Raw genomic sequence first — 14,072 nt, forward strand, 5'->3', positions numbered from 1 at the left:
GGCGGCGGCCGCGCGGTCCCAGCGCCCGGACGCCTCGCGGCCGGTGCCGGCCCGGTCCGCCACGGTCAGCCCCGCGGCGCGGCGGAGCAGCCGCACCAGGCGGATCGCCAAGGATCTGCTGCCTCCGATCGTCACGCGGGCGCTGGTCAAGCGCCGTCGCGCGAGGGGCTGAGGCTTCTCCCGGCGGGGCGGCCCCGGGCTCGCCCCGCCGGGTGCGGCGGGCAGGACACAGTGATCCACCAGGAGCACCGGGCAGGGGTGACCGGAGCGGCGCCTTCGGCGTGGCGCGCCCGACGCCGGCGACGCGGGGCGTCTACTTCCATCCGCACGCGTAAGGAGCTGACCTCGAAGTGCCCCGCTTCAGCATTGTCGCCCGCGACCTCAAGGTGCAGGGCCTGACGGCCGACGCGCCCGGTTCGTGAGGGTCACCGTGCGTCGTGTCCTGAGGCCGCGTACCTGGGTCCTGGTACTGGCCGCCGTCTTCGCCCTCCTCCAGCTCGCCAACGTCAACGGCCGCGACACCCCCGACACCAAGAACTACCTCTCGTACGCCTTGGATCTGCGCGGCGACGAAAAGCGCGAGGCGGCGGCCGCCACCATCGACTACGTCTGCGAGGGCCGTGCCGACATCGCGCACCGCAGGCAGAACGTGAACGTCGCACGTTTCCACGCGCCCAGTCCGGACCAGCGGGTCACCGAGGAGTGCCAGGCCGAGCTGTGGCGGGAGGTGGACAGGCGGCTGCGGGCCGGCGAGACGAGCGGCCACACCGGGCCGTTCGCGTCCGAGCGGTTCCGGCGGATCTTCGAGGCGCGGCCCGGGTATCCCGCCCTGTTGATGCCCTTCGTCGCCGCGTTCGGGGTGACCTGGGGCATCTGGCTGTCGAGCGTGCTCGTGGCCGGGGCGGGAGGCGTACTGGCCTTCCTGATCCTGCGCACGCTGAGCGCACCACCGGCTGTCGCACTCACGGGGCAGGCTCTGTTCTACGTCCTGCCGTGCGGCACGACCGCCATGCGTCCGATGTCCGAGGGGCTGCTGCTGGCCCTCACGCTGGTGGCGCTGTGGGGGTGTGCGCTGGCGGTCGGGGGACGGGTGCGGGCCGGGGGTGCGCTGGTCGGTGGGGCGCTCGTGCTGCTGTTCACGGTGAAGCACTCGCAGGCGCTGTTCCTGGGGCTCTGTCTGGCGGTGGCGTGTGCGGTGGCGGCCGTGCGGCGCAAGCGGCCCGGCCGCGCCGCTCCACGGGTGATCGGGGTGGTGGCGGCCGTCGCGGCTCTCGCCACCGTGCTGGTGGCCGAGCTGCTGCACTACCCGTCCACCACCGAGAGCCTCCAGGACCTGCTCACCGAGCACTACACGCGGCCCGACCGCGCCCGCCCCTGGCCGGAGTTCTGGCAGCTGGAGGGCAACTTCTGGGTGGAGTGGCTGCGTCGGCAGTCGCGGCAGCCGCTGTTCGTCGCGGCGCTGGCGGCGGGTGCGTGGGGTGTGCTGCGGCAGCGTCCGGCCTTCGCGGGGTTCCTGCTCGCGGCGGCCTTCAGCGGTGTCCTCAACCAGGCCGGGCACCCGGACCCCCACATCGGCGACCGGCTGCTCGTGCTGGCGTGGCTGCTGCCGGTGGTGGGGCTGCCGCTGCTGCTGGAACCGGTGATCGGCGCGCGGGGCCCGGCGGCCGACGTACGGCTGCCGGGCCCGCTGTGGGAGGGCACGCACGCCACGCGTGGGTGAAGACAGGCCGGCGTGGATGAAGGGAGCTACTCGGGGGTGAAGACCGGGGTTACTCGACGACGAGCTCGACCGGGATGTTGCCGCGGGTGGCGTTGGAGTAGGGGCAGACCTGGTGGGCCTGGTCGACCAGCTTGCGGCCGGTCTCGGCGTCGACGGACTCCGGCAGCTCCACACGCAGCGTGACCTTGAGGGCGAAGCCCTCGCCCTGCTTGCCTATGCCGACCTCGGCGGTCACCGCCGCGTCGCTGACGTCGACCTTCGCCTGACGGCCGACGAGCCCGAGGGCGCTGGCGAAGCAGGCGGAGTAGCCGGCGGCGAAGAGCTGCTCCGGGTTCGTGCCCTGACCGTTGCCGCCCAGCTCCTGAGGCATGGCCAGCTCCAGGTCGAGGCGGCCGTCGCTGCTGTAGGCCCGGCCCTCGCGGCCGTGGGTGGCGGTGGCGACAGCGGTGTAGAGCGCGTCCATGGGAACCGTCCCTCTCATCAGTGATCAAGGATCAAGGTCGTATCGGAAGACCAAGGTCATATCGGCGGGCCTGGTGAGCGCCGCCGTACGACCACGATTAGAGCACACAATTCAATTGTGCACAACTAAATGGCCCACCGGGGCTATCCTGGACGCATGACCACGACGCCGACACCGGACCCCGACCTCCATGCCGCCCCGCGCGACGAGGACTTTCTCCGTCTCGACCGGCAGATCTGCTTCTCCCTGAACGCCGCGTCGCGCGCCTTCGGCGGCGTGTACCGGGTCGTCCTGAAGGACCTGGGGCTCACCTACCCCCAGTACCTGGTCATGCTCGTGCTCTGGGAGCAGGGCGAGCTGCCCGTGAAGCGGGTGGGCGAGTATCTGCGGCTCGACTCCGGGACGCTGTCGCCGCTGCTCAAGCGGCTGGAGGCGGCGGGGTACGTACGGCGTGAGCGAAGCGCCCGGGACGAGCGGTCGGTCGTCGTCCGGCTCACGGACGAGGGCAGCGCGCTGCGCGAACGGGCGCTCGCCGTGCCGCGCCGCATCGCCGCCGCGACGGGCTTCGACCTGGACGAGATCCGCGATCTGCGGACCCGGCTCGACAAACTCACGACGGCCCTGGACGAGGCGGTGCTGGACGAGACCGTGCTGGACGAGACCGTGCTGGACGAGACCGTGCTGGACGAGACCGCGCTCGACGGGGCGACACCGGAGGGCGTGACGCCGGCCGGCGACTGATGGGGGTCCGCCCCGAATCCTTCAAGAGGCAACGGAACCGCGACGCAATTCCTGCCATCTTCCACACGGGACGCTAAGTACCACTTAACGGTAAATCGCCCCAACACCTACCATTGGTCCCGTGGAAGCCAGGGAAGCCATGCATCCTCACCAGTCACAGGTCTGCGTCGTGGTCATCGGGTACGACGACGCGGAACACGTGACGGACGCGGTGCGCTCGGCCCTCGCGCAGGGTCCGGCGGTCCGCGAGGTGATAGCCGTCGACGACTGCTCGACGGACGGCAGTGCGGACCTTCTCGACCGCCTCGCGTCCGACGAACCACGCCTGAAGGTCATACGCCGCCAGATCAACAGCGGCGGCTGCGGAAGCCCGCGCAACGACGGGACAGCCGCCGCCACGGCCCCGTACCTGATGTTCCTGGACAGCGACGATCTACTGCCGCCCGGCGCCGTAAGCGCACTGCTCGACGCGGCCGTCGGGCGCGACACCGAGGTCGCGGCGGGCCTGTGCGTACGCCGCGAAATGCCGTCGGGCCGCGAGGCCCCCTGGCAGCCCGAGCTGTACGGGAAGCCCGCGCTGATTCCCCACCCCTCGCGGCGCACCCGCCTGGTCCACGACACACTCTGCGTCAACAAGCTGTACCGCACCGCCTTTCTGCGCGAGCACGGCATCCGCTTTCCCGAAGGGCACTTCCCCTACGAGGACTTCGTCTTCACCGCGCGCGTGCTCGCCGCCGGTCCGCGCATGGCGCTGATACCCGACACCGTGTACGTCTGGCATGTGCGCCGGTCCGCCGAACGTCTGTCGATCTCACTCGACCGGGCCGGCACGGACAACTGGCAGGCCAGGATCACGGCCCACAGCATGGCGTACGACCTCCTCCTCGACGCCGGCGCGAAGCGGCTCGCGCGGGCGGCGCGCGCCAACTTCCTCGACCACGCGCTGCGGATGTACGCGCGCGAACTCGATCAGCGCGGGCCCGAGTACCGGCGCGAGTGGTGGGCCCTCACGCGCGCGTACCTCGCCACCTTCGACGCCGGCGACTTCGCGCTCGCCCCCGCGCCCGGACGGGTGATAGCGCAGGTCGTCATGGCCTCGGAGGAGCCGCGCGACCTGGACCGCGTCAAGGAGGTCGCGGCGCGCCCGGCGCGGCTGCGGCCGCCGTACCCGCAGGCCGCCGACGGTACGCCGGTCTGGTCCGCCGACCTGCCTCAAGTGACCCTGGATCACCTCCTGTTCCGGCCCGTGAACGTCCTCCCCGTCGCCGTCGACGCGGAACTGCGGCCCCGCGCGGGTGCCACCCGGCTCCGGCTGCGCCTGCACGAGCTGTACGGGCGGATGGCGGACGCGGGGCCGGACCGCGTGGACGTCGAGTTCGTGAACCGTCAGGACGGCCGGCCGGGGCTCCGCCTCACGGCCGCGTTCCTGCCCGACGACGACGGGGCGGCCCACTCACCGACCGACTCGGAGACCGACTCCCGGCCTGGCCCCCGGCCCGACTCCCGGCCCGACTCCTGGTCGGCCGAGGTGCCGGTCGACCTAGCGGCCCTCGGTGACGGCACCTGGGACCTGAGGCTGTGCGTGCGCTTCCACGACGGCACGAGCCGCGAGACCACGGCGCACGCGGTCGCGGGGCCGGGCCTGCTGCGTCGCACCGCCGTGCCGAGCGGCCGTCGCGGCGTGCTGCTCGTACAGCCGTACGCGACCCACGCCGGCTCGCTGGCAGTGCGGCTCGCGCCCGGTTGGCGAGGAGTGACCGCTGTGGCACGACGTCGACTGAAACGCCTGCTTCACTGACACGCCTGCTTCACTGCTGCACCGCACCACTGCTTCACTGCTTCACTGAAAGCGCCTGCTTCACTGATACGTGACCACCGGCATCCGTGTCCGAACGATCACCGACCACGAGGGGACGCCCGTACATGACCTGGCTGATCACTGGCGGCGCCGGCTACATCGGGGCGCACGTCGTGCGTGCGATGACCGAGGCGGGCGAACAGGCCGTGGTGTACGACGACTTGTCCACCGGGATCGCCGAGCGTGTCCCCGAGGGAGTACCGCTGGTCGTCGGCTCGACCCTGGACGCGGAGCGCGTGGCCCGCACGCTCACGGACCACTCCGTCACCGGAGTCGTCCACCTCGCGGCGAAGAAGCAGGTGGGCGAGTCGGTGGAGCTGCCGCTGCACTACTACCGCGAGAACGTCGAGGGCCTGCGGGTGCTGCTGCAGGCCGTCACGACCGCCGCCGTGCCCTCGTTCGTGTTCTCGTCCTCCGCGGCGGTCTACGGCATGCCGGATGTCGGCCTGGTGACCGAGGAGACGCCATGCGTCCCCATGAGCCCGTACGGCGAGACCAAGCTCGCGGGCGAGTGGCTGGTCCGGGCGACAGGCCGCGCGCACGGCCTCTCGACGGCCTCCCTGCGGTACTTCAACGTGGCGGGCGCGGCGGCGCCCGAGCTGGCCGACACAGGGGTCTTCAACCTCGTACCGATGGTCTTCGAGAAGCTGACCGAGGGCGCGCCCCCGCGGATCTTCGGCGACGACTACCCGACGCCGGACGGCACGTGCGTCCGCGACTACATCCACGTGGTCGACCTCGCCGAGGCCCATGTGGCCGCGGCCCGCCGCCTGGCCTCCTCCTCCGGCACGGACATGACCCTCAACATCGGCCGCGGGGAAGGCGTCTCGGTCCGCGAAATGATCGACCGGATCAACCGGATCACGGGCTACGACCTGCCCCCGGAGGTCACCCCCCGCCGCCCGGGCGACCCGGCGCGAGTCGTGGCCTCGGCGGACCGCATCGCCACCGAGCTGGCCTGGAAGGCGAAGTACGACGTCGCCGACATGATCACCTCGGCATGGGAGGGCTGGGTACGACGCCACCCGGACGCGGCCCGGGGCCACCAGGCGTAGGGCTTCCGCGAGCGGCCGGCCTCGTGGGCGGACGTCAGCCTCGTAGGCTGACGCGATGACCATGGACCCGCGCACGCGCCGCGCCGTCGGCACCGTCCTCGGCTCCGCCGTCGGCGACGCCCTGGGCGCACCCTTCGAGTTCGGGCCCGAGGGGGCGTTCTCGGCGCGGTTTCCGTCGCCGGGCGCCGACGGCGAGATGTGCGGCGGCGGTGGCTGGGACCCCGGCGAGGCCACCGACGACACACAGATGGCCGTGCTGGTCGGGGAGTCCCTGCTGGAGTGCGACGGGCTCGAACTCCCGGATGTCTTCCGGCGGTTCCAGCGCTGGGCGGCCGCCGAGCCCAAGGACATCGGCCTGCAGACCGAGGCCGTGCTGAGCGGCGGCGATCCCTGGGATCTCGCCGCCGCGCTGCACTTCCAGACCAGCGGGCGAGCGGCGGGGAACGGGGCGTTGATGCGGGCGGGCACGTCCGCGGTGTACTTCGCGGGCGACGGCACCGAGGCCACGATGGAGGCCGGCCGTCGCATCGCCGCGCTCACTCATGGCGACCGGGCTGCCTGGGAGGGGACGGCGCTCTTTCACGAACTCGTCCGCGTGGCCCTCGCCGGTGGCGACCCTCTGGAGGCGTTGCCGGGCGCCCTGGACCTCGTGCATCCGGATCACCGAGCGCGGTACTCGACCGTGCTGGCGACCGACTGGCACCCGGACAAGGCCACCGCCGGGGGGTCTGGGGGTGTCCCCCAGAAAACACAGCAACGGAGCCGTGTGGCCGTGTCTCGGTTCGGCCGTGTGGGCCTTGCGGAGCACATGCTCGTACGAGGACGCCGTGCGGGCCGCGGTCGATCTGGGCGGGGACACCGACACCGTGGCGGCCGTCACGGGCGGGCTCGCGGGGGCCGTGTACGGCGTGGAGGGCATACCGGGGCGGTGGGTCGAACCGCTGCACGTACCGCTGCCGGGGTTCGACGAGCGGACGCTACGGGCGGTGGAACTGGTGGAGCTGGCCGAGCGGTTGTCCCTGGGTACGCGGGCACCCGAGGTGGCGGGAGCTCCGCCGGGAAGGCCGAAGGCTCCGGGGGCGGGAGCGCCGCGCTCGCCGCGGACATGAATCAGTTCTCGCGCCGCGGCAAGCGCCCATCACGCACCCTTGACGGGTTTGTCAGAGTTTGTCCATACGGGTGTAGGGGCTGACGATTCGGGCCTGGCGGGAGCCGAAGTCGACAAGCATCGCGACGCCGTCCTCGACGCCGATGATCCTGCCCAGGCCGAACTGGTCGTGCGAAACCCGGTCCCCCAGGGCGAAGTGCTTCGCGACGGGGGCGACCGGAGCTTTGAAGGGACTGGTGGACAGATGGCGCCGGGGCGCTGAAGGCTTCGTCATCGTCAGACCAGTATGCGCCCCCGGGAGCCCGAGGTGTGAGGGACAGATGACAACGATCCGGTGGCCGAGCGACAACATGACCTACCGCACGACCCGCCACACGGCCTTCACACGCCCTACAAGGCCTTGAGCGCCACCGCTGTTGCCCGCGCCAGGCTCTCCAGGTAACCCTTGGGCAGCTTGGGGCTGCGGATGACCACCGAGCGCCAGTACAGCGGGCCGGAGATGAGGTCGAGGGCCAGTTCGTCGTCGATGCCCAGGCGGACCTCACCACGCCTCTCGGCCGCCGCGACGATGCCGCTCGCGACACCCTCCTGCCCCTCTCGCAGGGCCTTCTGCAGGGCCTCGGCGATGTCCGGGTTCCGGGCCGCCTCCGCCTGGAGGTCGGGGATGATCTGCGAGGCGACGGGGTGACGCAGGGCGCGGGCCGTGACCTCGTACAGCAGCCGCAGGTCGCCCTCCAGGGTGCCGGTGTCGGGCGCCGGCAGCCCCTGCACGGCTATCGCCGACACCAGGTCGAGCACCAGATGCAGCTTCGACCGCCACCGGCGATAGACCGCGGTCTTGCCGACGCCGGCTCGGCGCGCGATCCCCTCGATAGACATCCGCGCATAGCCGACGGCCGCGAGTTCCTCGAAGACGGCCGCCCGGATGGCTTCCGTCACATCCTCCCGGAGTACGGCGGCCCCGGCGGGAGCCCTGCGGCGCGGCTGTTGCGGCCTCTTCTGGGCCCCGTCGGCGTTCGTCGTCATGCGGAACAGCATAGAGCGTTACGACGATACGGTTGCGTTCCGACGTCGAATCGGCCTACGCTCACGTTGCGACGATACGGTCCCGTCCCGACGTAAAGACGAGCCCATCCCCAGGTAAAGCAAGGGTTCGCACCCCCAACCGCCCCCACCTCACCGCCCGACCGCACCCCACCCCGAGCGAAAGCAGCGGATGTGAGCCAGGTTCTCGACACACCGCCTCCGGCGCCGGCCACGCCCGAGGACGACCCCGCGGCGCTCGCCGCCCGCCACGGCCTGACGGTGAGCGGCGCCCGCCCGTCCCTGCCGGCGTACATCCGCCAGCTGTGGGCGCGGCGCCACTTCATCACGGCGTTCGCCACGGCCAAGCTCACCGCCCAGTACAGCCAGGCGAAGCTGGGCCAGGTCTGGCAGGTGGCGACCCCGCTGCTGAACGCCGCGGTGTACTACTTCATCTTCGGCTTCCTGATGGGCACCAGCCGGGGCGTGCCCGACTACGTCCCGTTCCTGGTCACCGGCGTGTTCGTGTGGACCTTCACGCAGAGCTCGATCATGGCGGGGACGCGGGCGATCTCCGGCAGCCTCGGCCTCGTCCGCGCCCTGCACTTCCCACGGGCCGCGCTGCCGGTGTCGTACGCCCTGCAACAGCTCCAGCAGCTGCTGTTCTCGATGGCCGCGCTGATCGTGATCCTGCTCTGCTTCGGCGTGCCGGTCGGCGCGTCCTGGCTCCTGACCATCCCCGCACTGGCACTTCAGTTCGTCTTCAACGCGGGCGTGGCGATGGTCATGGCCCGGATGGGCGCGAAGACGCCGGACCTCGCACAGCTGATGCCCTTCCTGCTGCGCACCTGGATGTATGTCTCGGGCGTCATGTGGAGCATCGACCGCGTGCTGAGCAACCAGCACCTGCCGCAGGCCGTGCTGCTCGCGCTGGAGTGCAACCCGGCCGCGATCTACATCGACCTCATGCGGTTCGCGCTGATCGACACCTTCCACGCGAGCCAGCTGCCGCACCACGTGTGGGCGGTCGCGATCGGCTGGGCCCTGGTCGCCGGTGTCGGCGGCTTCATCTACTTCTGGAAGGCAGAGGAGACGTACGGCCGTGGCTGACACCAGGAACGAACGCGTCCCCACCGTGATCGCCGATCGCGTCCCCACCGTGATCGCCGACCGCGTCGACATCGTCTACCGGGTCAACGGCACCGGCGCGGGCCGTGGCTCCGCGACCGCCGCCCTGAACCGCATCCTGCGCGGCAAGAAGGCCGAGCAGACGGCGGGGGTCCGCAAGGTGCACGCCGTGAAGAGCGTCTCCTTCACCGCGTACAAGGGAGAGGCCATCGGCCTGATCGGCACGAACGGCTCGGGCAAGTCCACGCTGCTCAAGGCGGTCGCGGGCCTGCTGCCCGTGGAGAACGGCCGCATCTACACGAACGGCCAGCCCTCCCTGCTCGGCGTGAACGCGGCCCTGATGAACGACCTGACCGGCGAGCGCAACGTCCTCCTCGGCGGCCTCGCGATGGGCATGTCCCGCGAGCAGGTCCGCGAGCGTTACCAGGAGATCGTCGACTTCTCCGGCATCAACGAGAAGGGCGACTTCATCACGCTGCCGATGCGGACGTACTCCTCCGGCATGGCGGCCCGGCTCCGTTTCTCCATCGCCGCCGCCAAGGACCACGACGTGCTGATGATCGACGAGGCCCTCGCCACGGGCGATCGCTCCTTCCAGAAGCGCTCCGAGGCCCGGATCCGGGAGTTGCGCAAGCACGCCGGCACGGTCTTCCTCGTCAGCCACAACAACAAGTCCATCCGGGACACCTGTGAGCGGGTGCTGTGGCTCGAGCGGGGGGAGCTCCGCATGGACGGGAACACGGAGGACGTCCTCAAGGAGTACGAGAAGTTCACCGGCGGCAAGGGCTGAGTCAGCGCTCCAGGAACCTGAACAGGTCCTCCCACCTGCGCACGATCTCCTCTGTCGTGTACCGCTGAATGTTCACCCGCGCCGCCTTGCCCATCCGGTCCCGCAGTTCCTCGTCCGACATCAACGTGCTCAGTTTGCGCGCGAGTTCGCCGGTGTTGCCGAGTGCGGCGAGCAGGCCGTCCTCCTCGTCGCGGATGATCTCGTGGACGCCGGGGGCGCAGTCGAAGGCGGCGCAGGGCACGGCCATCGCCATCGCCTCCATCAGGGCCAGCGGGAAGCCCTCGCCCCGCGAGGACTGCACGAAGACGGAGCCGCCGCGCAGCGCGCCCGGTACGTCGCTCGTACGGCCCATCCATTCGACGGAGCTGTCGAGTCCGAGCGCCGTGCACTGCTTGTGCAGCATCTCCTCGTCCTCGCCCGAGCCGTAGATCCGCAGCGTCCAGTCGGGGTGGCGCGGCGCGACCTCGGCCCAGGTGTCGAGGAGCATGTCGATGCCCTTCTGGTCGTGCAGCCGCCCCATGCTGACGACCACCTTCTGGGTGCGCGGCGAGGGCACCTCGGGCATGAAGGGCAGCGGATTCGGCATGAACGAGGCGTTGTTGAGTCCCTGTCCGATCCACAGGTCGGCGTCCTCACGGGTGAGCACGAGCATGCGGTCGACGTCCCGGTAGTGCCTCAGCACCCGCCGGAAGCGTGAGGACGCCTTCGAGTACCGGAACGACTCGTGGCTCATGCCGATGACGGTCAGGCCTCGCGTGTCGGCCAGTTCCACCCACTCCATGGCCCACACCTGCGTGACGATCACGACCGCGCCGGGGCGCGCCGCGCTGAACAGCGCCGTCAGCCTGGCCGCCTGCTCACGCATGCTCGCCGCACGGGCCCGACCGGGGCGGGGCGGTTGCCCGTCGTACAACGTCGTGGTGGGGTACGCGACTTCGCCCAGCTCCTGCGCCACCGCGGGCGGGGTGATCCCGACGACGTGCACGCGATGCCCGCGCTCGGTGAACAGCCGGGCCATCTGGTGCGACCAACTGGTCACCCCGCCCAGCTCGTCGACACTGTTGGAGACGAAGAAGATGTCCCGCTGGGCGTATCCGGTCATGCGCGCCTCCACTGGGAGAAGAACTGGTCGACGACGCCCTGCGCGGCGTTCCCCTTGTCGTATTCGCCGAAGTCCGCGGTGAACCGCTCCCGCGCCACCGCGTACTTGACCGCCTGCTCCTCCAGCGAGCCGAGGACGGCGTGCAGTTCGTCCTCGCGGCGCACGACGGGACCGGGGGCACGCTCCAGCAGGTCGAAATACGTCCCGCGCCCCTCGTACACGTACTCCTCGTAGTCGTAGGCGAAGAAGAACATCGGCCGGTCGAGGAGGGCGTAGTCGAACATCACCGACGAGTAGTCCGTGATCAGGCCGTCGGCGAGGGTGAGCAGCGGTGTCACGTCGTGGTGCGCGGACACGTCGATGACACGGCCCCGCACGGAGGGCGGGAGCACCACGTGGTTGAGGTAGTGCGAGCGGACGAGGAGGACGTACCGGTCGCCGAACGTGTCGGCGAAGCGCTCCACGTCGAAGGGCAACTCGAAGCGGCGCTGCCCCTGGTGCCGGAACGTGGGCGCGTACAGCAGGACCTTCTTGTTCTCCGGGATGCCCAGCTCGGCCGCGAGCGGCGGGCGTTCGGAGGCCTGACGGGCCCGTACCAGGGCGTCGTTGCGGGGGTAGCCCACCCGCAGCAGGGTCTTCTCCTTCAGCCGGAAGGCGCGGGCGAGGGTGCGGACGTCGTGCTCGGAGCGGATCAGGAACCGGTCGAAGCGGTCGAGCGTGCGTTGCTGGGCCTGCTGCTGCCGACGGGACTTGAGCTTCCACTCCGGCTCGTCGAAGCCCATCCGCTTGAGTGCCGAGCCGTGCCAGGTCTGGATGTACGTGGTCTCCGGCCGCTTGGTGAGCTTCAGCGGATAGCTCTGGTTGTCGACCCAGAACTCCGCCTGGGCCAGGGCCTTGAGGTAAGGCAGCGACCAGCGGCGTACCAGGGTGGCATCGGAGGGAAAGCCCGTGGGGCTGCCGGTGTACGACCACACCGCCTCGAACTCCAGCCCCTGGCGGCGCATCTCCTCGTAGATGGCCCTCGGGCTGTCGCTGTACTGCCGGCCCAGATGGCTCTCGAAGACGACCAGGCCCTTCTTCACGGGCAGTCGGCTGAACGCCTCGTGATACAGCCTGATCTTGGTGTCGCCGGAGGTCAGCCGCTTGCGCAGCGACTTCGCCTTCCGGTAGCCGGACTTGGCGAGCCGGCCCGGCGCCCCGTGCACACCGCGCGCGACGAACGCGTCCACCTTCTCGCGGGAGACGAGCCGGAAGCAGAGATGGCCGCGCGAAGAGATCTCCGGCTCGATGCGGTCGGCGACCAGCCGGGTGAGCCGGGGGCGGACCGGCAACCGCCCGGCGGCTATACCCGGTTCGGAAGCCGTGAGCCGGGTCGTGGTGCGGGCACCGTCGACGCCGAGATGGAGCCGTACGTCCCACACGGCGTCCACTATGCCGAGCGGCCGCAGCCCTTTGGTGAGGTCGGCCGAGGCCTCCCAGGCGATGGTCTCGCCCTCGTGCCGCAGGGTGGCCACGGGGAAGCGGAAGGTCTGGAAGCGCACGCCCTTGCGGCGGGCGCTGAACTCCAGCTCACCGGTGAGTCGCGCGCCGGGCGGGATGACGCCCAGGGGGTTGGTGATGCGCCCGGCCAGCCGGACCGTGCCGGCCGACTCCGCGTAGTCGGTCAGGGCGTTACGCAGGAACATCTTCTCGACCGGCTTGGTGTGGTAGCCCAGCTCGGTGACGTCCAGGACCTGCCGCGCGAAGCCGTCGCCCTCGCCTTCGCCCTCACCATCGCTGTCGCCTTCACTTTCCCCGTCGTGTCCGTCGAGGTGCTCGGCGCACCAGTAGATCCGGCCGTCCCGCTCGACGAGCGGCGAGGAGATCTTGTCGCGGTTGGTGAGCGTGTCCACGGCCGGGAGGAGGTTGTCCCAGTCGCTCTCGCGCAGCAGATAGGCGCAGATGGCGTGGATGGGCTCCACCTCGTCGAAGGCGGCGCGGTCGATCGAGTCCAGGTAGTCCCGGGCGATCGAGGCGAACTCCTGCCGATAGGACGCGTCCCGAAACGGCAGATCACGCAGATGCAGCACCAGGTCGTGCTTGAGGAACTTGACGTCCTTGTGGAACTTCAGCGCCAGCAGCCCCTGCTCCGCGAGCAGTTGGTCGACCCGGCGGTGGATCTCCATCCGGTGCGCGAAGTTGGCGATCTCGTGACGCCGGTTGCTGATCGACTTCGCGGCCGACAGCGTCGGCTTCTCCACGACGTTCCAGTCGTAGACGCGGTTGGGGATCAGCGTGATCCTGCGGGCGGCCACATACGCCTGCGCCGAGAAGAGCAGGTCCTCGTAGTGGATCCCGACCGGGAACTGAAGGCCCCGCTCCAGCAGGAACTCCCGGCGGTAGCACTTGTTCGTCGACAGCGTGTCGAAGACCAGCAGGTCGGGGAGCTCCGAGACGGACTCCAGGGTACGGGTGCGCGGGTACAGCCAGGGGTACCACTTGACCTCCTTGCCGCCCCGCGAATCCACGTGCACGCGCACGCACAGCCCGGAGACGAGGTCGGCGCCGGTGGTCTCGGCCGCCTCCAGCATGTTCCGGCAGGCGTTGCGCTCCAGTACGTCGTCGCTGTCGAGGAAGACGACGTATGTGCCGCGTGCCTGCGCGATGCCGTGGTTGCGCGGGGCCCCGCACCCGCCGCTGTTCTCCGGGAGCCGGAAAGCCCGTACGCGACCGGGATGCTCGGCGGCCAGCCGCTCGGCCACCTCGTACGAACCGTCCGTGCTGCGGTCGTCCACGATCACGACCTCGACGTTCCGCAACGTCTGCTCCAGCACGGAGCGCACGGCCGTCGGCAGGCGGGACGCGTCGTTGTAGACGATCACGACGACCGATATGTCAGGCACGCCGACAGATACGCCGGGTGGCTGGCGCAGATCCATGTTCATCCCATTAACCCTAAATGCTACGGATCGGCCCGCCTACGCGGCGTGGTCCGCTCGTGGGCCACATCGGTAGATGCGCTGGAAACCGCACGGGTTGCCTGAAGTGACCCACTCCGCACCAGCCACGCACAACGGGGGTGCCCCGGGCCATCAGGCCCGGGGC

10 protein-coding genes and 2 pseudogenes are annotated in these 14,072 nt (G+C 70.4%); 7 read left to right on the forward strand and 5 right to left on the reverse strand.

The annotated features are described in order from the left end of the window. Positions 1-442 precede the first annotated feature (442 nt). Entirely contained in the window at positions 443-1,720 is a 1,278-nt protein-coding gene (locus tag FGD71_RS36570) for a hypothetical protein (protein ID WP_119104855.1), read from the forward strand. 49 nt (positions 1,721-1,769) lie between these two features. Here the strand turns inward: FGD71_RS36570 and FGD71_RS36575 are convergent, their stop codons facing one another. Continuing rightward, positions 1,770-2,183 carry an organic hydroperoxide resistance protein gene (locus FGD71_RS36575; protein ID WP_119104847.1) on the reverse strand — a complete coding sequence of 138 codons (414 nt, stop codon included), beginning with the start codon at positions 2,181-2,183 and terminating at the stop codon, positions 1,770-1,772. Between the two features lie 156 nt (positions 2,184-2,339). Here FGD71_RS36575 and FGD71_RS36580 point away from each other — a divergent pair. The 4 genes and pseudogenes from FGD71_RS36580 to FGD71_RS36595 form a co-directional block, all read left to right on the forward strand. Then, positions 2,340-2,828, forward strand: a pseudogene (locus FGD71_RS36580) (MarR family winged helix-turn-helix transcriptional regulator); the annotation flags it as partial. A gap of 235 nt (positions 2,829-3,063) precedes the next feature. Further along, complete coding sequence (locus FGD71_RS36585; RefSeq protein ID WP_119104849.1) at positions 3,064-4,722, forward strand: glycosyltransferase; 1,659 nt, start codon at positions 3,064-3,066, stop codon at positions 4,720-4,722. A gap of 125 nt (positions 4,723-4,847) precedes the next feature. Further along, positions 4,848-5,837 carry a UDP-glucose 4-epimerase GalE gene (galE, locus tag FGD71_RS36590; RefSeq protein WP_119104850.1) on the forward strand — a complete coding sequence of 330 codons (990 nt, stop codon included), beginning with the start codon at positions 4,848-4,850 and terminating at the stop codon, positions 5,835-5,837. A 61-nt stretch (positions 5,838-5,898) separates the two neighbouring features. Next, a pseudogene (locus FGD71_RS36595) lies at positions 5,899-6,946 on the forward strand (ADP-ribosylglycohydrolase family protein). Positions 6,947-6,997: 51 nt separating this feature from the next. Here FGD71_RS36595 and FGD71_RS36600 read toward each other — a convergent pair. Next, positions 6,998-7,219, reverse strand: coding sequence for a hypothetical protein (locus FGD71_RS36600; RefSeq protein WP_119104851.1), 222 nt, complete (start codon positions 7,217-7,219; stop codon positions 6,998-7,000). Positions 7,220-7,335: 116 nt separating this feature from the next. After that, positions 7,336-7,971, reverse strand: coding sequence for a TetR/AcrR family transcriptional regulator (locus FGD71_RS36605; RefSeq protein ID WP_119104856.1), 636 nt, complete (start codon positions 7,969-7,971; stop codon positions 7,336-7,338). Between the two features lie 192 nt (positions 7,972-8,163). Between FGD71_RS36605 and FGD71_RS36610 the strand changes: the two genes are divergently transcribed. Both FGD71_RS36610 and FGD71_RS36615 read left to right on the forward strand, forming a co-directional pair. Continuing rightward, positions 8,164-9,078, forward strand: a complete 915-nt coding sequence (locus tag FGD71_RS36610) for an ABC transporter permease (protein WP_119104852.1) — start codon at positions 8,164-8,166, stop codon at positions 9,076-9,078. Beyond that, positions 9,071-9,886 (forward strand): ABC transporter ATP-binding protein, encoded by an 816-nt coding sequence (locus tag FGD71_RS36615; RefSeq protein ID WP_181359352.1) that lies wholly within the window; start codon positions 9,071-9,073, stop codon positions 9,884-9,886. Before FGD71_RS36610 ends, FGD71_RS36615 begins: the two co-directional genes overlap by 8 nt. Before the next feature lies 1 nt (position 9,887). On the opposite strand, the gene FGD71_RS36620 is transcribed toward FGD71_RS36615, so the two are convergent. Both FGD71_RS36620 and FGD71_RS36625 read right to left on the reverse strand, forming a co-directional pair. After that, positions 9,888-10,988, reverse strand: a complete 1,101-nt coding sequence (locus FGD71_RS36620; RefSeq protein ID WP_119104853.1) for a glycosyltransferase — start codon at positions 10,986-10,988, stop codon at positions 9,888-9,890. After that, the gene (locus tag FGD71_RS36625; RefSeq protein WP_119104854.1) at positions 10,985-13,912 is read right to left on the reverse strand and encodes a bifunctional glycosyltransferase/CDP-glycerol:glycerophosphate glycerophosphotransferase; all 2,928 of its coding nucleotides are present in this window, start codon (positions 13,910-13,912) and stop codon (positions 10,985-10,987) included. Before FGD71_RS36625 ends, FGD71_RS36620 begins: the two co-directional genes overlap by 4 nt. Between the last annotated feature and the right edge of the window lie 160 nt (positions 13,913-14,072).

The sequence above is a fragment of the Streptomyces sporangiiformans genome (assembly GCF_005768555.2).
GTDB lineage: Bacteria > Actinomycetota > Actinomycetes > Streptomycetales > Streptomycetaceae > Streptomyces > Streptomyces sporangiiformans.